The organism is Pseudomonas sp. LF020, from assembly GCF_053456425.1.
In genome coordinates this window covers 255,237-272,342 of sequence record NZ_JBRFIX010000003.1, presented here as the reverse complement: position 1 = coordinate 272,342, position 17,106 = coordinate 255,237, and the positions used below count along the sequence as shown (strand labels likewise).

18 protein-coding genes are annotated in these 17,106 nt (G+C 60.9%); 14 read left to right on the top strand and 4 right to left on the bottom strand.

Annotated features, from left to right (window positions below):
- Positions 1-98 precede the first annotated feature (98 nt).
- From ACU680_RS08985 to purT, 5 genes are all read left to right on the top strand, one after another.
- Entirely contained in the window at positions 99-698 is a 600-nt protein-coding gene (locus ACU680_RS08985; RefSeq protein WP_448179244.1) for a CoA pyrophosphatase, read from the top strand.
- A 47-nt stretch (positions 699-745) separates the two neighbouring features.
- Complete coding sequence (locus tag ACU680_RS08980; RefSeq protein WP_042606912.1) at positions 746-1,270, top strand: gamma carbonic anhydrase family protein; 525 nt, start codon at positions 746-748, stop codon at positions 1,268-1,270.
- Entirely contained in the window at positions 1,267-1,476 is a 210-nt protein-coding gene (locus tag ACU680_RS08975) for a DUF1289 domain-containing protein (RefSeq protein ID WP_400760969.1), read from the top strand. Before ACU680_RS08980 ends, ACU680_RS08975 begins: the two co-directional genes overlap by 4 nt.
- A gap of 230 nt (positions 1,477-1,706) precedes the next feature.
- Positions 1,707-2,174, top strand: coding sequence for a preQ0 transporter (locus ACU680_RS08970; RefSeq protein WP_448179243.1), 468 nt, complete (start codon positions 1,707-1,709; stop codon positions 2,172-2,174).
- 99 nt (positions 2,175-2,273) lie between these two features.
- Positions 2,274-3,455: a formate-dependent phosphoribosylglycinamide formyltransferase gene (gene purT / locus ACU680_RS08965; protein ID WP_003221968.1), complete on the top strand. Its 1,182-nt coding sequence runs from the start codon at positions 2,274-2,276 to the stop codon at positions 3,453-3,455.
- Positions 3,456-3,569: 114 nt separating this feature from the next.
- Here purT and ACU680_RS08960 read toward each other — a convergent pair whose 3' ends face one another.
- The 3 genes from ACU680_RS08960 to ACU680_RS08950 all read right to left on the bottom strand — a co-directional run bounded on the left by ACU680_RS08960 (position 3,570) and on the right by ACU680_RS08950 (position 7,306).
- Positions 3,570-4,886 carry an MFS transporter gene (locus tag ACU680_RS08960; protein WP_047292737.1) on the bottom strand — a complete coding sequence of 439 codons (1,317 nt, stop codon included), beginning with the start codon at positions 4,884-4,886 and terminating at the stop codon, positions 3,570-3,572.
- A gap of 362 nt (positions 4,887-5,248) precedes the next feature.
- Positions 5,249-6,481, bottom strand: a complete 1,233-nt coding sequence (locus tag ACU680_RS08955) for a CNNM domain-containing protein (RefSeq protein WP_400760962.1) — start codon at positions 6,479-6,481, stop codon at positions 5,249-5,251.
- A gap of 12 nt (positions 6,482-6,493) precedes the next feature.
- Entirely contained in the window at positions 6,494-7,306 is an 813-nt protein-coding gene (locus tag ACU680_RS08950; protein WP_027610969.1) for a cytochrome C assembly family protein, read from the bottom strand.
- Positions 7,307-7,501: 195 nt separating this feature from the next.
- Here ACU680_RS08950 and ffh point away from each other — a divergent pair, with 195 nt between their 5' ends.
- From ffh to ACU680_RS08920, 6 genes are all read left to right on the top strand, one after another.
- A complete protein-coding gene (ffh, locus tag ACU680_RS08945) occupies positions 7,502-8,878 on the top strand; it encodes a signal recognition particle protein (protein WP_007967791.1) in 1,377 nt (458 codons plus the stop codon).
- Positions 8,879-9,139: 261 nt separating this feature from the next.
- The gene (gene rpsP / locus ACU680_RS08940; RefSeq protein WP_003185073.1) at positions 9,140-9,391 is read left to right on the top strand and encodes a 30S ribosomal protein S16; all 252 of its coding nucleotides are present in this window, start codon (positions 9,140-9,142) and stop codon (positions 9,389-9,391) included.
- Positions 9,392-9,396: 5 nt separating this feature from the next.
- Positions 9,397-9,933, top strand: a complete 537-nt coding sequence (gene rimM, locus ACU680_RS08935) for a ribosome maturation factor RimM (RefSeq protein WP_047292745.1) — start codon at positions 9,397-9,399, stop codon at positions 9,931-9,933.
- A gap of 3 nt (positions 9,934-9,936) precedes the next feature.
- The gene (trmD, locus tag ACU680_RS08930) at positions 9,937-10,689 is read left to right on the top strand and encodes a tRNA (guanosine(37)-N1)-methyltransferase TrmD (RefSeq protein WP_003221981.1); all 753 of its coding nucleotides are present in this window, start codon (positions 9,937-9,939) and stop codon (positions 10,687-10,689) included.
- Between the two features lie 45 nt (positions 10,690-10,734).
- Positions 10,735-11,085 (top strand): 50S ribosomal protein L19, encoded by a 351-nt coding sequence (rplS, locus tag ACU680_RS08925; protein ID WP_003175895.1) that lies wholly within the window; start codon positions 10,735-10,737, stop codon positions 11,083-11,085.
- 147 nt (positions 11,086-11,232) lie between these two features.
- Entirely contained in the window at positions 11,233-11,646 is a 414-nt protein-coding gene (locus ACU680_RS08920) for an acyl-CoA thioesterase (protein ID WP_166221098.1), read from the top strand.
- A 115-nt stretch (positions 11,647-11,761) separates the two neighbouring features.
- On the opposite strand, the gene ACU680_RS08915 is transcribed toward ACU680_RS08920, so the two are convergent.
- The gene (locus ACU680_RS08915; protein WP_448179242.1) at positions 11,762-13,570 is read right to left on the bottom strand and encodes a cation:proton antiporter; all 1,809 of its coding nucleotides are present in this window, start codon (positions 13,568-13,570) and stop codon (positions 11,762-11,764) included.
- A gap of 108 nt (positions 13,571-13,678) precedes the next feature.
- On the opposite strand from ACU680_RS08915, the gene xerD reads away from it, so the two are divergent.
- From xerD to ACU680_RS08900, 3 genes are all read left to right on the top strand, one after another.
- Complete coding sequence (gene xerD, locus ACU680_RS08910; RefSeq protein ID WP_096795208.1) at positions 13,679-14,575, top strand: site-specific tyrosine recombinase XerD; 897 nt, start codon at positions 13,679-13,681, stop codon at positions 14,573-14,575.
- Between the two features lie 300 nt (positions 14,576-14,875).
- Positions 14,876-15,607, top strand: a complete 732-nt coding sequence (dsbC, locus tag ACU680_RS08905) for a bifunctional protein-disulfide isomerase/oxidoreductase DsbC (RefSeq protein WP_007967782.1) — start codon at positions 14,876-14,878, stop codon at positions 15,605-15,607.
- Between the two features lie 131 nt (positions 15,608-15,738).
- Positions 15,739-17,043 carry a homoserine dehydrogenase gene (locus tag ACU680_RS08900; RefSeq protein WP_448179241.1) on the top strand — a complete coding sequence of 435 codons (1,305 nt, stop codon included), beginning with the start codon at positions 15,739-15,741 and terminating at the stop codon, positions 17,041-17,043.
- Positions 17,044-17,106: the final 63 nt, after the last annotated feature.

The window sequence follows — 17,106 nt, the reverse complement described above, 5'->3', positions numbered from 1 at the left end:
TCGGCAAGTTGTCGTTTCGCGACATGGCCCGGTCAGGGGCTTGGGCGGCTGCAATGATTGGTGCATGATGCAGGGTAAGGCACAGATCGAGAACACTCATGCTGGACGAGCTACTGCATAGGGTAAGCAACCACACACCGCGCACGCTGGAGACCGATAAACGTTTCCCCGAGGCCGCTGTCCTGGTGCCGATCACCCGCAGTGACGAGCCCGAGCTGGTGCTGACCCTGCGCGCCAGCGGCCTCTCGACCCATGGCGGCGAGGTGGCCTTCCCCGGCGGACGCCGTGACCCGGAAGACCCCGATCTGATCTTCACCGCTCTGCGCGAAGCCGAGGAAGAAATCGGCCTGCCACCGGGGCTGGTCGAGGTCATCGGCCCGCTCAGCCCGCTGATCTCCCTGCACGGCATCAGGGTTACGCCGTATGTCGGGGTGATCCCCGACTTCGTCGAATACCAGGCCAACGATGCCGAGATCGCAGCGGTATTCAACGTGCCGCTGGAGTTCTTCCGTAAAGATCCGCGCGAACACACGCACCGTATCGATTACCAGGGCCGCAGCTGGTATGTGCCGAGTTATCGCTATGGCGAATTCAAGATTTGGGGTTTGACCGCTATCATGATCGTCGAACTGATCAATCTGCTCTATGACGAAAAGATCAGTCTGCATCGTCCGCCCAAAAGCTATATCAACACCTGAAGCCATCGCTCGAATGGCCCGTCAACGTGAGCCCTGAGGAAAACAAGATGAAATACCGCCTGGGCGACGCCCGCGTCGAAACCCATCCACAGAGCTGGGTCGCGCCCAATGCCGTGCTGGTGGGCAAGGTCAGACTGGAAGAGGGCGCCAACGTCTGGTTCAACGCCGTGCTGCGCGGCGACAACGAACTGATCCTGATCGGCAAGAACAGCAACGTCCAGGACGGCACGGTGATGCACACCGACATGGGCTATCCGCTGACCATCGGCACCGGCGTGACCATCGGTCACAACGCCATGCTGCATGGCTGCACCGTCGGCGACTACAGCCTGATCGGCATCAACGCGGTGATCCTCAACGGCGCGAAAATCGGCAAGAACTGCATCATCGGCGCCAATTCGCTGATCGGCGAAGGCAAGGAGATCCCCGATGGCTCGCTGGTGATGGGCTCGCCGGGCAAGGTCGTGCGTGAACTCACCGAGCCGCAGAAGAAAATGCTCGAAGCCAGCGCCGCGCACTATGTGCACAACTCGCAGCGCTATGCGCGTGACCTGGTCGAGCAGGAAGAATGAGCACGCCTGAAAGACCGGTCGCCTCGCCATGCGTGAATATCTGCGCACTGGATGAGGACGATATTTGCACCGGCTGCCAGCGCACGGTCGCGGAGATCACCCGCTGGGGGCGCATGACCAACGATGAGCGGCGGGTGGTGCTGGGGTTGTGTCATGAACGGGCGAAGGCCAGTGGGTTGGTGTGGATGATCCCTTCGAAATCGTGATCGGCTTGAGGGTGCCCTCACCCTAACCCTCTCCCGGAGGGAGAGGGAACTGACCGGGTTGATAGTTCAAGCTACATCGACCTGAACTATTGAGACGAACTCAATTTTTGAAAAGCCCCCCAATCGGCTCCCTTTCCCCCTCGCCCCCTTGGGGGAGAGGGCTGGGGTGAGGGGGTGGCTCTTGATCTGCGGGTCCAGTAACCTGTGCGCCAATCTGACAGGTCGCCACCATGATTTTCCTCATCGCCTACATCAGCAGCGTCGTGCTGATCAACTTCGCTTTCTCCACCGCGCCACATCTGGACATCATCTGGTCGGCCTGGGGCGGGTTGGTGTTCGTGTTGCGCGACATGGTGCAAACCCGCTTCGGCCACGGTGCGCTCGTGGCGATGCTGGCGGCGCTGGTGCTGTCTTACGTCACTTCCGATCCGTCCATCGCCCTGGCCAGCGCCACGGCGTTCGCAGTGTCGGAAATCATCGACTGGCTGGTGTTCAGCGTCACCAAACGGCCGTTGCGCGACCGCCTGTGGATCAGCTCGGCGCTGAGCATTCCTCTCGATACTTTTATCTTTTTCGGCATGATCGACCTGATGACGCCGCCGGTGATCATCACCGCACTGGTCTCGAAGGTTGCCGGCGTCACTGCCGTCTGGCTGATCATGGCCTGGCGCGAGCGCAAACAGGCTGTCGCGAGCTGAGCCAAACCCTGCGGTTCATGTAAAATGCCGCGCTTTCTCCCCATGGAAAGCGCGTCTGGCGTTGCTTTCCTCGATGATCCGCTTCTTTGAGGACCTGAGATGACCCGTATCGGAACTCCATTGTCGCCAACCGCGACCCGCGTATTGCTGTGTGGCTGTGGTGAGTTGGGCAAGGAAGTGGTGATCGAGCTGCAACGCCTGGGCGTTGAAGTGATTGCCGTCGACCGTTACGCCAACGCGCCGGCCATGCAGGTTGCGCACCGCAGCCACGTGATCAACATGCTCGACGGCGCGGCCCTGCGTGCAGTCATCGAAGCCGAGAAGCCGCACTTCATCGTGCCGGAAATCGAAGCCATCGCCACCGCCACGCTGGTCGAGCTGGAAGCCGAAGGCTTCACCGTGATCCCGACCGCGCGCGCCGCGCAACTGACCATGAACCGCGAAGGCATCCGCCGTCTGGCCGCTGAAGAGCTGGACCTGCCAACCTCGCCGTACCACTTTGCCGACACCTTCGAGGACTACAGCAAAGCCGTTCAGGACCTGGGCTTCCCGTGCGTGGTCAAGCCAGTCATGAGCTCGTCGGGCAAAGGCCAGAGCCTGCTGCGCAGCGCCGATGACGTGCAGAAAGCCTGGGATTACGCGCAAGAGGGCGGTCGCGCCGGCAAAGGTCGGGTGATCATCGAAGGCTTCATCGATTTCGACTACGAAATCACCTTGCTGACCGTGCGCCACATCGGCGGCACCACGTTCTGCGCACCGGTCGGCCACCGTCAGGAGAAGGGCGACTATCAGGAATCCTGGCAGCCGCAGGCCATGAGCCCGATTGCTCTGGCTGAGTCCGAGCGCGTGGCCAAAGCCGTGACCGAGGCTCTGGGTGGTCGTGGTCTGTTCGGCGTGGAATTGTTCATCAAAGGCGATCAGGTGTGGTTCAGCGAAGTTTCGCCGCGCCCGCATGACACCGGTCTGGTGACCTTGATTTCCCAGGACCTGTCGCAGTTCGCCCTTCACGCCCGCGCCATTCTCGGTCTGCCGGTGCCGCTGATCCGTCAGTTCGGTCCGTCGGCTTCGGCGGTGATTCTGGTGGAAGGGCAGTCGACCCAGACTGCGTTCGCCAATCTGGGCGCTGCGTTGAGCGAGCCGGATACGGCATTGCGTCTGTTCGGCAAGCCTGAAGTCAACGGTCAGCGCCGGATGGGCGTAGCGTTGGCGCGGGATGAGTCGATCGAGGCTGCGCGTGCCAAGGCGACCCGGGCGGCTCAGGCTGTTGTCGTAGAACTCTAAACCGAGTCGCGACCATCGCGGGCAAGCCCGCTCCCACAGATTTTTTGGTGGTGCACAAAATTTGTGATCAACAGAGAACCCTGTGGGAGCGGGCTTGCCCGCGATAGCGATCTATCAGGCAACCTGATTCAGATCGTTATTGCGCGTTTCCTTCAGGCACAGCACAGCAATCAGGCTGAGCACCGCTGCCGCCGACACATACCCGCCGACATAACTCAAACCACCCATCGCCACCAGTTTCTGCGCGAAGAACGGAGCCGCCGAGGCGCCGACGATCCCGCCGAGGTTGTAAGCGGCCGATGCGCCGGTATAGCGCACGTGGGTCGGAAACAGTTCCGGCAGCAGCGCGCCCATCGGGGCAAACGTCACGCCCATCAAGAACAGCTCGATGCACAGAAACAGCGCCACGCCCCAGGTCGAGCCCTGTGTCAGCAACGGCTCCATCAGGAACCCGGACAGAATTGCCAGCACGCCGCCAACGATCAGCACCGGTTTGCGCCCGTAACGGTCACTCGCCCAGGCGGACAACGGCGTTGCCGCGGCCATGAACAGCACGGCAAAACACAGCAGCCCAAGAAACGTCTCGCGGCTGTAGCCGAGGGTGGATACGCCGTAGCTCAGGGAAAACACCGTCGAGATGTAAAACAGCGCGTAGCACACCACCATCGCCGCCGCGCCGAGCAGGGTGGGCGCCCAGTACTGGCTGAACAGCTCGACCAACGGCACCTTCACTCGCTCCTGACGGGCGATGGCGTTGGCGAATACCGGGGTTTCGTGGAGTTTCAAGCGCACATACAGGCCGACCATCACCAGCACCGCGCTGAGCAGAAACGGAATCCGCCAGCCCCAGCTGCGGAACTGCTCGTCGTTGAGGGTCATGGCCAGGGTCAGGAACAGGCCGTTGGCCGCGAGAAACCCAATCGACGGGCCAAGCTGCGGAAACATGCCGAACCACGCTCGTTTGCCCTTGGGCGCATTCTCCGTGGCCAGCAACGCCGCGCCACCCCATTCGCCGCCCAGGCCCAGCCCCTGACCAAAGCGTAATACGCACAATAGAATCGGTGCCCAGGCGCCAATGCTGTCGTAACCCGGCAGCACGCCGATCAGCGTGGTGCACACGCCCATCAGCAACAGCGAGGCGACCAGCGTCGATTTGCGCCCGATGCGATCACCAAAGTGGCCGAACAATGCCGAGCCCAGCGGGCGGGCGAGGAAGGCGATGCCGAAGGTGAGAAATGCCGAGAGCATCTGCGCAGTGCCGGACGTCTGCGGAAAGAACACCGGCCCGATCACCAGTGCGGCGGCCGTGGCGTAAACGTAGAAGTCGTAGAACTCGATGGCGGTGCCGATGAAACTCGCCGTTGCCACGCGGGTGGCGGAGTTGGTCGGCTGGGCAGGCGCGGTGGCGCTGTAAGCGGTACTGGTCGTCATGCGGTGATCCCTGACAGTCATGGCTCCGTTGGAGCGAATTATTATGGTCGAGCACCCAGGGATGTGGGATGAGGCGCGAGCGCTGTTTCGAGTAGGAACAGTCGCCGGGGTAGTGCGGAAAATGGCCGAAACCGCCTTAGTGCGGGGTAAGCACAGGGCTCGGCATCGCTTGGGTAAGCGGCTCGATTATAGGAAGGGGGCTAACGAATGAACAAGAGCAAAGATCGCTGCTGTCGGGCTTTCTGTGGCGAGGGAGCTTGCTCCCGCTCGGGCGCGCAGCGGCCGCATGAATCTGTGGGTAAATCAAAAGCCAGGGCTGCTTCGCAACCCAGCGGGAGCAAGCTCCCTCGCCACAAAAGCGCTTAAACCTTGGCGGGCACCGCGCTCGTATGCCAGATCAGCACCTTGCTCACCCGGTTGTCCTCGGTCTCGAGAATCTCCAGCCGGTAACGCCCGATCTTCAGACACACCGCGCTGTCCGGAATGGTCTCCAGCGCCTCGGTCACCAGACCGTTGAGGGTTTTCGGCCCGTCGCTCGGCAAATGCCAGCCCAGGCATTTGTTCAGCTCGCGGATCGACGCAGTGCCGTCGATCACCATGCGCCCGTCTGGCTGCGGATGGATGTGCGGGTTGTCGAGGCTGTGCTCGCTTTCGAATTCGCCGACGATTTCTTCGAGAATGTCTTCCAGGGTGACGATGCCCAGCACTTCGCCGTACTCGTCCACCACCATGCCCAAGCGGCGTTGCTGCTTGTGGAAATTCAGCAGTTGCAGTTGCAGCGGCGTGCTTTCCGGGACGAAGTACGGTTCGTAGCTGGCGGCCAGCAGCGCTTCGCGGGTCAGTTGGCCATCGTTGAGCAGATGGCGGATCTGCCGGGTGTTGAGTACCGCTTCGACCTGGTTGATGTCGCTGTGGAACACCGGCAGGCGTGTGCGTTTGTTCTGGCGCAGTTGTTCGATGATCGCTTCGATCGAGTCGTCGAGGTTGATGCCGTCGACATCGCTGCGCGGCACCAGAATGTCGTTGACCGTGATGTTGTCCAGCGCGTGGATCCCGGAAACCGGGTGGGTACGAGACGGATGCTCCGGGTCGTCGTTCGGGTCGGCAGGTTCTTCGTCTTCGCTTTGCTGCACCACCTGGGCTTTGCGCGCGAAGGGGCGCAGCAACAGACCGCTGATGCGGCTCAGCAGCCAGGCCAGCGGGTAAAGGATCTTCAGCGGAACGGCCAGCAAGGTATTGCCGAACGACAGCACGGCATCCGGATAACGCTGGGCCACGGTGCGCGGAAAGTAATCGGCAAATACCAGCAACACGGCGCCAGCGCCGAGGCAGGCGGCCCACGGGCCGTTTTCTTCGCAAAGGAAGATTGCCAGCAGCGTGGCAATGACCACCGCAAGGGCGCGGCACAGGGTGTTGCACAGGATCAGACTGTCGAGCGGGAAGCTCAGCTTCGCCAGCGGCTTATCGCTGGCGCGCGAGGCGGTGCGTTGCGCGAGCAAGTGCTGCTGCGCGATTTCGACGGCGGTAAACAGCCCCGACCATAAAATCAGCAGGACAAATACCGCGAGCATCGGCCCTATGGGCAAACCGTCCATTTATGCCGCCCGTCAGATGTGCAGGATGTATTCACGAACCAGTTTGCTGCCGAAATACGCCAACATCAGCAGGCAGAAACCGGCGAGGGTCCAGCGAATTGCCTTGTGGCCGCGCCAGCCGAGGCGATTACGGCCCCACAGCAGCACGCTGAACACGATCCAGGCCAGGCACGCCAGCAGGGTCTTGTGCACCAGATGCTGGGCGAACAGGTTCTCGACGAACAGCCAGCCGGAGATCAGCGACAGCGACAGCAGCGTCCAGCCGGCCCAGAGGAAGCCGAACAACAGGCTTTCCATGGTTTGCAACGGCGGGAAGTTCTTGATCAGGCCCGACGGGTGCTTGTGCTTGAGCTGGTGATCCTGCACCAGCAGCAACAAGGCCTGGAACACCGCGATGGTGAACATGCCGTAGGCGAGGATCGACAGCAGGATGTGGGCGAGGATGCCCGGCTCTTCGTCAATGATCTGCACCGTGCCGGCCGGGGCGAACTGTGCCAGCAACACTGTCGCCGCGCCGAGCGGGAACAGCAGCACCAGCAGGTTTTCCACCGGGATCCGCGAGCAGGCCAGCAGCGTCAGGGCAATGACGGCCGCGGCGATCAGGCTGGCGGCGCTGAAGAAGTCCAGGCCCAGGCCGATCGGCGTCAGCAGGTGAGTGAGCAGGCTGGCGCTGTGGGCCAGCACGGCGAGGATGCCGAGCGTAACCAGCAGGCGCTTGTTCGCCTTGGCACCGGAGGCCAGGCGGGTGCCCTGATAAAGGGTCGCAGCGGCATAAAGAAGCGCGGCGGCGATGGTAGTCAGCAAACTGGGTGACAAGGGGAGCATAAATCCTGTTAGGCAGGCCCGAAAGGCGCTGAGTTTGGCATAGAACCGCCACACCACGAAAGTGCGAGGTGTCCGCCCGACGCAGTCTTCGCTATAATCCGCGACCTGCCCACGCCGCAGGCTCGCCGAGCACATGTTGAATCCGGTCTGGGCCGCCATTATCCCGGTCTACACAGGGCCTGAAAGGATCGCGCAATGTTTGAAAACTTAACCGACCGTCTCTCGCAGACGCTGCGCCATGTCACCGGCAAGGCCAAGCTGACTGAAGACAATATCAAAGACACCCTGCGCGAAGTGCGCATGGCGTTGCTCGAAGCCGACGTCGCCCTGCCGGTGGTCAAGGACTTCGTCAATTCGGTCAAGGAGCGCGCTGTCGGCACCGAGGTGTCGCGCAGCCTGACGCCGGGCCAGGCATTCGTGAAGATCGTCCAGGCCGAACTCGAAAGCCTGATGGGCGCGGCCAACGAAGACTTGAACCTGAGCGCCGTGCCGCCCGCCGTGATTCTGATGGCCGGTCTGCAGGGTGCGGGTAAAACCACCACCGCCGGCAAACTCGCGCGCTTCCTTAAAGAGCGCAAGAAGAAGTCGGTGATGGTCGTCTCGGCGGACATCTACCGTCCGGCTGCGATCAAACAGCTGGAAACCCTGGCCAACGACATCGGCGTGACGTTCTTTCCGTCCGACCTGAGCCAGAAGCCGGTCGACATCGCCAACGCGGCTATTAAAGAAGCAAAACTGAAATTCATCGACGTGGTCATCGTCGACACCGCCGGTCGTCTGCACATCGATGAAGAGATGATGGGTGAAATCAAGGCGCTGCACGCCGCGATCAACCCGGTGGAAACCCTGTTCGTGGTCGACGCCATGACCGGTCAGGACGCCGCCAACACGGCCAAGGCCTTCGGTGATGCGCTGCCGCTGACCGGGGTGATCCTGACCAAGGTCGACGGCGATGCCCGTGGCGGTGCCGCACTGTCGGTCCGCGCGATCACCGGCAAGCCGATCAAGTTCATCGGTATGGGCGAGAAGAGCGAAGCGCTCGATCCGTTCCACCCTGAGCGTATCGCTTCGCGGATCCTCGGCATGGGCGACGTGCTCAGCCTGATCGAACAGGCTGAAGCGACCCTCGACAAGGACAAGGCCGACAAGCTGGCCAAGAAGCTGAAGAAGGGCAAGGGCTTTGACCTCGAAGACTTCCGCGATCAGCTGCAACAGATGAAGAACATGGGCGGCCTCGGCGGGCTCATGGACAAACTGCCGAGCATCGGCGGCGTCAACCTGTCGCAGATGGGCAATGCCCAGAACGCCGCAGAGAAGCAGTTCAAGCAGATGGAAGCCATCATCAACTCCATGACCCCGGCCGAGCGCCGCGACCCTGAGCTGATCAGCGGTTCGCGCAAACGCCGGATCGCCATGGGTTCCGGCACTCAGGTGCAGGACATCGGTCGCTTGATCAAGCAGCACAAGCAGATGCAGAAGATGATGAAGAAATTCACCGCCAAAGGCGGAATGGCGAAAATGATGCGCGGCATGGGCGGTATGTTGCCCGGCGGCGGCATGCCGAAAATGTGATTCAGGACACCATGACTTCGCCGGTCGTCGCACCGGCGCAGACCCTGCAAGGACGCAGGATCAACAGCAAACCCGCACTCGGCGGGAGCTGACTGGCCGTTTTCATCGACGGCTCTATATGCAAATCCGCACGGCATGCCATGGGCGCCGGAAAAAGTCATTTGCAAAAGTCCGGATATTCCTTAGAATATGCGGCCTTTCGGGCACCCATGCCCGCTGTGCATTTAGATTTGCAGCACCGACTACAGGAACGATGTTCACATGCTAACAATCCGTCTTGCCCTTGGCGGCTCCAAAAAGCGCCCGTTTTACCACCTGACCGTAACCGACTCGCGTAACCCGCGTGACGGCTCCCACAAAGAACAGGTTGGCTTCTTCAACCCTGTTGCCCGTGGTCAGGAAATCCGTCTGTCCGTGAACCAAGAGCGCGTAGCCTACTGGCTGAGCGTTGGTGCACAGCCTTCTGAGCGTGTTGCTCAGTTGCTGAAGGAATCTGCCAAGGCTGCAGCCTGAGCAGTATGAGCGCGACGCCAGAAAAAGCTGATGACCTGATCGTTGTCGGCAAGATTTTTTCGGTTCACGGCGTTCGCGGCGAGGTGAAGGTCTTTTCCTTTACCGATCCGATTGAAAACCTGTTGGACTACCGCAACTGGACGCTTCGGCGCGAAGGCGTGGTGAAACAGGTCGAGCTGGTCAGCGGCCGATCCACTCAAAAGGATCTGGTTGCCAAGCTCAAAGGCCTCGACGATCGCGATGAAGCCCGTCTTCTGAGCGGTTATGAGATTTGCATCTCGCGAAGCCTTTTGCCCAACCTGACAGGCGACGAGTACTACTGGTACCAGTTGCAGGGTCTGAGCGTCATCAACCAGGACGAGCAATTGTTCGGCAAGGTTGATCACCTGTTGGAGACCGGCGCGAACGATGTATTGGTGGTCAAGCCCTGCGCGGGCAGCCTGGATGATCGTGAGCGTTTGTTGCCCTATACAGAGCAATGCGTGCTGACCATCGATCTGGATGCAGGCGTTATGCGGGTGGAATGGGACGCGGACTTCTAAGCAATGGCCAGCCTGCGCGTAGACGTCATAACGTTGTTCCCCGAGATGTTCTCGGCCATCAGTGAGTACGGCATTACCAGTCGTGCGGTCAAACAGGGGCTGTTGCAGCTGACCTGTTGGAATCCGCGGGATTACACGACGGATCGGCATCACACTGTGGACGATCGCCCGTTTGGCGGTGGTCCGGGCATGGTGATGAAGATCAAGCCCCTGGAAGATGCTCTGGTTCAGGCCAAGGCAGCAGCCGGGGAGGCGGCGAAGGTGATTTACCTGTCCCCCCAAGGCCGTCAACTGACTCAGTCGGCGGTACGCGAGTTGGCAAAATCGGATGCATTGATCCTGATTGCCGGCCGCTATGAAGGCATTGACGAGCGCTTTATTGAGGCTCATGTCGATGAAGAGTGGTCGATTGGTGACTATGTACTGTCTGGCGGCGAGCTGCCGGCCATGGTCATGATCGATGCGGTTACACGACTGCTGCCCGGAGCTTTAGGGCATGCGGATTCCGCTGAGGAAGATTCCTTTACGGATGGTCTGCTGGATTGCCCGCACTACACCCGACCTGAGGTGTATGCGGATCAGCGTGTTCCCGACGTGTTGCTAAGTGGCAATCACGCGCATATCCGGCGTTGGCGTTTACAGCAGTCCCTTGGTAGGACCTATGAACGACGCGCCGATCTTCTGGAAAGCCGCTCGCTTTCTGGAGAAGAGAAGAAGCTGCTCGAGGAATACATCCGCGAGCGGGACGATAGTTAACAACGTATCGATGGTAGATCAGTTGATTTACCTTAGGAGCACAGCATGACCAACAAAATCATCCTTGCACTCGAAGCAGAGCAGATGACCAAAGAAATCCCTACCTTTGCCCCGGGCGACACCATTGTCGTTCAGGTGAAAGTGAAGGAAGGCGATCGTTCCCGTCTGCAAGCGTTCGAAGGCGTTGTAATCGCCAAGCGCAACCGCGGCGTGAACAGTGCGTTCACCGTTCGTAAAATCTCCAACGGTGTTGGCGTAGAACGTACTTTCCAGACCTACTCCCCGCAGATCGACAGCATGGCTGTCAAACGTCGCGGTGACGTACGTAAAGCCAAGCTGTACTACCTGCGCGACCTGTCGGGTAAAGCAGCTCGCATCAAGGAAAAACTGGCTTAAGTCCAGCTTCCGATGCAGAAAAAAGCAGCCTACGGGCTGCTTTTTTGTTGCCTGCAATTTAACCCGCCCCCTGTAGGAGCTGCCGAAGGCTGCGATCTTTTGATCTTGCTTTGTATTTGGAAGCCCGCGATTTACGAGCAATAACCCATGACCACCCGCGACCAGGAAATCCAGCGCCGCACCGAACTCTCGGTAACCCGCGTAACCAAAGCCGTCTTCCCGCCGACCACCAACCACCACAACACCCTGTTCGGCGGCACCGCCCTGGCATGGATGGACGAAGTGTCGTTCATCACCGCCACGCGCTTCTGCCGTTTGCCGCTGGTGACTGTCTCAACTGACCGCATCGACTTCAATCACGCGATCCCGGCCGGTTCCATCGTCGAGCTGGTCGGCAAAGTGATCAAGGTCGGCAACACCAGCCTCAAGGTCGAGGTGGAAGTGTTCGTGGAAAGCATGAGCTGTGATGGGCGTGAGAAAGCGATTCATGGGCAGTTCAGCTTTGTCGCCATCGACGATGACAAGCGGCCGGTGCCGGTGCTGCCTGGGTTTGCAGTCTGATCTGAATCCGAGTCGCGGCCATCGCGAGCAGGCTCACTCCTACAGTGTCTGTGTCGTCCACACCTTTTTTACGACACGGACACTGTAGGAGTGAGCCTGCTCGCGATTCGATTTATCAGGCGCCGCTGCTCTCAGGCTGAATCAACGCCAACAACGTCCACCCGGATCCCGGTTTCAAAGCAGTCTCCGGCGTCACCACATGCACCCAGCCACTGTCGTCACGCATGAACAGCAAGGTCGCCCGATTACCATGCAGTGCCTGGTAATCTTCCCAGCCAAACCCATCGGTCAACGTCGTGCTGTACAGCTCGGCGCCGTTGCTGATCAGACTGGCGAGCTTGGCGTAGGTCAGGGCCTCGCTCCCCAGCTGATTGCCGCGATGCTCAAGACTCGCCCGGTGCTTGTCACTGCGACGGCTTTCCTGACCGCTGGCCAGACCAAACAGGCGTTGATGACCGAAGTCATGACGAAAACGCATGGCCGCCAAAGTGTTCAGCTCGCCTGAAGGCGATAGCGCCAGCAAGTGCCCCAAACCCACCAGATCCAGATGCGCATCGGCATGCTGCGAAGCCGGGTTACCAAAATACGTCGGCAAACCTTCCATGCGCGCCGCACGAATGTTTTCCCAACTCGAATCGGTCAGCAGCACTCGACTGCCCAGTTGCTGCAACGATTTGCCCAGCAGACGCGCCGGGCCGTTGGCGCCGACGATCAGGAAACCGCTCGGCGCCGGTTCGGCGACGTTCAGCAAGCGCGCCAAAGGGCGGGCTGTTGCGCTTTGCAGCACCACGGTGCCGATGATCACGGCGAAGGTCAGTGGCACCAGCAGCAGCGCACCTTCGTGCCCGGCTTGATCCAGGCGAATCGCGAAAATCGCCGACACTGCTGCCGCCACGATCCCGCGCGGGGCGATCCAGCACAGCAGGGCGCGTTCACGCCAGCTCAGGCTGGAGCCGGCCGTGCTCAACAGCACGTTCAACGGGCGTGCAATCAACTGAATCACCAGCAACAGAATCAGCACCAACGGCCCGAGGCCGATCAAGGCATGCAGATCCAGGCGCGCCGCCAGCAGAATGAACAGTCCGGAAATCAGCAGCACGCTGAGGTTTTCCTTGAAGTGCAGGATGTGCCGCACATCCACGCCCTTCATGTTCGCCAGCCACATGCCCATCAGCGTCACCGCGAGCAGGCCGGACTCGTGCATCACCTGATTGGACGCAATGAAAATCCCCAGCACCGCCGCCAGCGAGGCGAGGTTGTGCAGGTATTCCGGCAACCACTGACGCCGGATGACGGTGCCCAGCACCCAGCCGCCGACCACCCCGAATACGCTGCCGCAGACAATCACGCCGCCGAAGGTCAGCAGGCTCTGTTCGAGGCCGTTGCCCTCGGCGCGGGCAATGATAAAGCTGTAGACCACCACCGCGAGCAGGGCACCGATCGGGTCAATGACGATGCCTTCCCAGCGCAGAATATTGGCGATCGAGGCTTTCGGTCGCACCACCCGCAGCATCGGCACGATCACCGTCGGCCCGGTCACCAGCGTCAGGCTGCCGAACAGGATCGCCAGCAGCCAGTCGAAGCCGAGCAAGAAGTGGGTTGCGACCGCGATCACCACCCAGGTCGTGAGCGCGCCGATTGTCACCAGCCGATGTACGACGCTGCCGATCTCGCGCCATTCCGACAGGTGCAGGGTCAGACTGCCTTCAAACAGGATCAACGCTACCGCCAGCGACACCAGCGGCATCAGCAGCGGGCCGAACATTTCCTGCGGGTCGAGCCAGCCGAGCACCGGCCCGGCGAGTATCCCGGTCAGCAACAGAAAAAGAATCGCCGGAAGCTTCAAGCGCCACGCCAGCCACTGGCAACCCAGCGCAGCGGCGCCGATCCCGCCAAATGCCAAGAGAATTTGCTGCTCGTTCATTGAAGCTCCCTGTTCCTTGAAATTGCGGGCTATGAAAGACTAGCGGCCATTCCTACAGTTCACTCTACATTTGCGCACAGCCCCGGAGGTTGTGTGTCTTGAGCGCCCATGCCTGCCATCGACCATCCGCTGATTGACCAATTCCTCGACGCCCTGTGGCTGGAAAAAGGCCTGTCCGACAACACCCGCGGTGCCTACCGCAGCGATCTGGCGCTGTTCAACGGCTGGCTGCAGGAGAAAAACCTCGAGCTGATCAATGCCGGTCGCGAGTTGATCCTCGATCACCTGTCCTGGCGCCTGGAGCAGAACTACAAACCGCGCTCCACCGCCAGATTTCTCTCCGGTGTACGTGGCTTTTATCGCTACCTGCTGCGGGAAAAGCTGATCAGCGTCGATCCGACCTTGCGCGTCGACATGCCGCAACTGGGCCGGCCGTTGCCCAAGTCGTTGTCGGAAGCTGACGTCGAAGCGCTGCTCAAGGCACCGGATCTGAGCGAAGCCATCGGTCAGCGTGACCGCGCCATGCTGGAAGTGCTGTACGCCTGCGGCCTACGGGTGACCGAACTGGTCAGCCTGACGCTGGAGCAGGTCAACCTGCGTCAGGGCGTGCTGCGGGTGATGGGCAAGGGCAGCAAGGAGCGGCTGGTGCCGATGGGCGAGGAGGCGATTGTCTGGGTCGAGCGTTACATGCGCGATGGCCGCAGCGAGCTACTCGGCGGACGCCCCAGCGATGTGCTGTTCCCCAGCCAGCGCGGCGAGCAGATGACCCGCCAGACCTTCTGGCACCGCATCAAGCATTGGGCCAAGGTCGCCGGGATCGGCAAATCGCTGTCGCCGCACACCCTGCGTCATGCGTTCGCCACGCACCTGCTCAACCACGGCGCCGATCTGCGGGTGGTGCAGATGCTGCTCGGCCATAGTGACCTGTCGACCACACAGATTTACACCCATGTGGCCCGCGCCCGCCTGCAGGACCTGCACGCCAAGCACCACCCAAGAGGCTGATGCAAAGTCAGCTTTTTGTGGCGAGGGAGCTTGCTCCCGCTGGGGTGCGAAGCGCCCCCGAAATCTGTCAGTCGCATCGATTGTGCAATATCTACGACTGCTGCGCAGCCGAGCGGGAGCAAGCTCCCTCGCCACAGGGAAATTCGAGTCATCCCCAGCAGTGAGTGTCTGGCGACAGGCGCATTCGGCCATGCGGGCCTTATGTGTTAGGCTTTGCCGGTTTGCACGATGGACGGTTATGACCCGGTGTTCCGGCACGGGCGTTCTGACCGTTTCATTTGTCCGCCTTCAGGAGTTCTCATGCGTCTGACCCAGATTTTCGCCGCCGCAGCCATTGCGTTGGTCAGCACCTTTGCCGTCGCCGATGACGCGGCCGACAAAGCCATTCGTCAAAGCCTGGAAAAACTCGAGCTCGAGGTTCCGGTAGAAAGCATCAGTGCCAGCCCGTTGCCGGGCATGTATGAAGTCAAGCTCAAGGGCAGCCGCGTGCTGTACGCCAGCGCCGACGGCCAGTACATCGTTCAGGGCTACCTGTTTCAGCTCAAGGACGGCAAACCGGTCAACCTGACCGAGAAGACCGAACGCCTGGGCATCTCCAAACTGATCAATGCCATTCCAGTGGCCGAAACCGTGGTGTATCCGGCGGTGGGCGAGACCAAATCGCACATCACCGTGTTCACCGACACCACCTGCCCGTACTGCCACAAGCTGCACGCCGAAGTGCCTGAGCTGAACAAGCGCGGCATCGAAGTGCGCTACGTGGCGTTCCCGCGTCAGGGCCTCGGCTCGCCGGGTGACGAACAACTGCAGGCCGTGTGGTGCTCGACCGACAAGAAAGCCGCCATGGACAAAATGGTCGATGGCAAGGAAATCAAGGCCGCCAAGTGCGCCAACCCGGTTTCCAAACAGTTCGCTTTGGGTCAGTCGATCGGCGTGAACGGCACACCGGCCATCGTTTTGGCCGACGGACAAGTCATTCCGGGCTACCAGCCGGCGCCACAAGTCGCCAAACTGGCGCTGGGCGCCAAGTAATTCGCATCGTCACGGTCAGCCTTTGACGATCATGGTCCGGCGGTAACTTCGCCGGGCCATTAATAGAGAGCCGCGAACACGCGGTTGTTTTCCGGCCGACCTTGCGTCGGCCGTTTCATGGGGAGTTCACAGTGAATCCGGTCAAAGTAGGCATCTGTGGGTTAGGGACCGTCGGTGGCGGTACCTTCAACGTACTTCAGCGCAACGCCGAGGAAATTGCTCGTCGTGCCGGGCGTGGGATCGAAGTGGCGCAAATTGCCACGCGCACGCCAAAGCCTCAGTTCCAGACGACCGGTATTGCGATTACCAACGATGTCTTCGAAGTGGCCACGAACCCTGAGATCGACATCGTCATAGAGCTGATGGGCGGCTACACCGTTGCCCGCGAGCTGGTACTCAAGGCCATCGAGAATGGCAAGCATGTGGTCACCGCGAACAAGGCACTGATTGCCGTTCACGGTAATGAGATTTTCGCCAAGGCACGCGAGAAAGGCGTGATCGTGGCGTTCGAAGCGGCTGTGGCCGGTGGTATTCCGGTGATCAAGGCGATCCGTGAAGGCCTGTCCGCCAACCGCATCAACTGGGTCGCCGGGATCATCAACGGCACCGGTAACTTCATCCTCACCGAAATGCGCGAGAAGGGTCGCACCTTCGAAGACGTGCTGGCCGAAGCGCAGGCGCTGGGCTACGCCGAAGCCGATCCGACCTTCGACGTCGAAGGCATCGATGCGGCGCACAAGCTGACGATTCTGGCGTCGATCGCGTTCGGCGTTCCGCTGCAATTCGACAAGGCTTACACCGAAGGCATCACCAAGCTGACCACCGCTGACGTGAACTACGCCGAAGCGCTGGGCTACCGCATCAAGCACCTCGGTGTGGCGCGCAGCACCGCTGCCGGCATCGAGCTGCGCGTGCACCCGACGCTGATCCCGGCCGATCGTCTGATCGCCAACGTCAACGGCGTGATGAACGCGGTGATGGTCAACGGTGACGCCGCCGGTTCGACGCTGTTCTATGGCGCCGGTGCCGGCATGGAGCCGACCGCTTCGTCGGTGATCGCCGACCTGGTGGACGTGGTTCGCGCCATGACTTCCGATCCGGAAAACCGCGTACCGCACCTGGCCTTCCAGCCGGATTCGCTGTCAGCGCATCCGATCCTGCCGATCGAAGCCTGCGAAAGCGCCTACTACCTGCGCATCCAGGCCAAGGACCATCCGGGCGTACTGGCTCAGGTGGCGAGCATCCTCTCGGAGCGCGGCATCAACATCGAGTCGATCATGCAGAAGGAAGTCGAGGAACACGACGGCCTGGTGCCGATGATCCTGCTGACCCACCGCGTGGTCGAGCAGCGTATCAACGATGCGATCGCCGCCCTCGAAGCCCTGGCCGGCGTGAATGGTCCGGTTGTGCGGATCCGCGTCGAGCACCTGAACTAAGTCGTTGGCCTGCAATGGCCCCGTGAAAGGGGCCACTGTTGTGCACACTCTCCATTGGAGTCA

Bases quoted from the DNA above. Each gene is read 5' to 3' on its own strand.
- ACU680_RS08955 (WP_400760962.1), bottom strand. From the start codon at position 6,481: ATGGACGGTTTGCCCATAGGGCCGATGCTCGCGGTATTTGTCCTGCTG.
- ACU680_RS08970 (WP_448179243.1), top strand. From the start codon at position 1,707: ATGATTTTCCTCATCGCCTACATCAGCAGCGTCGTGCTGATCAACTTC.
- ACU680_RS08985 (WP_448179244.1), top strand. From the start codon at position 99: ATGCTGGACGAGCTACTGCATAGGGTAAGCAACCACACACCGCGCACG.
- ffh (WP_007967791.1), top strand. From the start codon at position 7,502: ATGTTTGAAAACTTAACCGACCGTCTCTCGCAGACGCTGCGCCATGTC.
- ACU680_RS08960 (WP_047292737.1), bottom strand. From the start codon at position 4,886: ATGACGACCAGTACCGCTTACAGCGCCACCGCGCCTGCCCAGCCGACC.
- xerD (WP_096795208.1), top strand. From the start codon at position 13,679: ATGCCTGCCATCGACCATCCGCTGATTGACCAATTCCTCGACGCCCTG.
- ACU680_RS08920 (WP_166221098.1), top strand. From the start codon at position 11,233: ATGACCACCCGCGACCAGGAAATCCAGCGCCGCACCGAACTCTCGGTA.
- ACU680_RS08915 (WP_448179242.1), bottom strand. From the start codon at position 13,570: ATGAACGAGCAGCAAATTCTCTTGGCATTTGGCGGGATCGGCGCCGCT.
- rplS (WP_003175895.1), top strand. From the start codon at position 10,735: ATGACCAACAAAATCATCCTTGCACTCGAAGCAGAGCAGATGACCAAA.
- rpsP (WP_003185073.1), top strand. From the start codon at position 9,140: ATGCTAACAATCCGTCTTGCCCTTGGCGGCTCCAAAAAGCGCCCGTTT.
- rimM (WP_047292745.1), top strand. From the start codon at position 9,397: ATGAGCGCGACGCCAGAAAAAGCTGATGACCTGATCGTTGTCGGCAAG.
- dsbC (WP_007967782.1), top strand. From the start codon at position 14,876: ATGCGTCTGACCCAGATTTTCGCCGCCGCAGCCATTGCGTTGGTCAGC.
- purT (WP_003221968.1), top strand. From the start codon at position 2,274: ATGACCCGTATCGGAACTCCATTGTCGCCAACCGCGACCCGCGTATTG.
- trmD (WP_003221981.1), top strand. From the start codon at position 9,937: ATGGCCAGCCTGCGCGTAGACGTCATAACGTTGTTCCCCGAGATGTTC.
- ACU680_RS08975 (WP_400760969.1), top strand. From the start codon at position 1,267: ATGAGCACGCCTGAAAGACCGGTCGCCTCGCCATGCGTGAATATCTGC.
- ACU680_RS08980 (WP_042606912.1), top strand. From the start codon at position 746: ATGAAATACCGCCTGGGCGACGCCCGCGTCGAAACCCATCCACAGAGC.
- ACU680_RS08950 (WP_027610969.1), bottom strand. From the start codon at position 7,306: ATGCTCCCCTTGTCACCCAGTTTGCTGACTACCATCGCCGCCGCGCTT.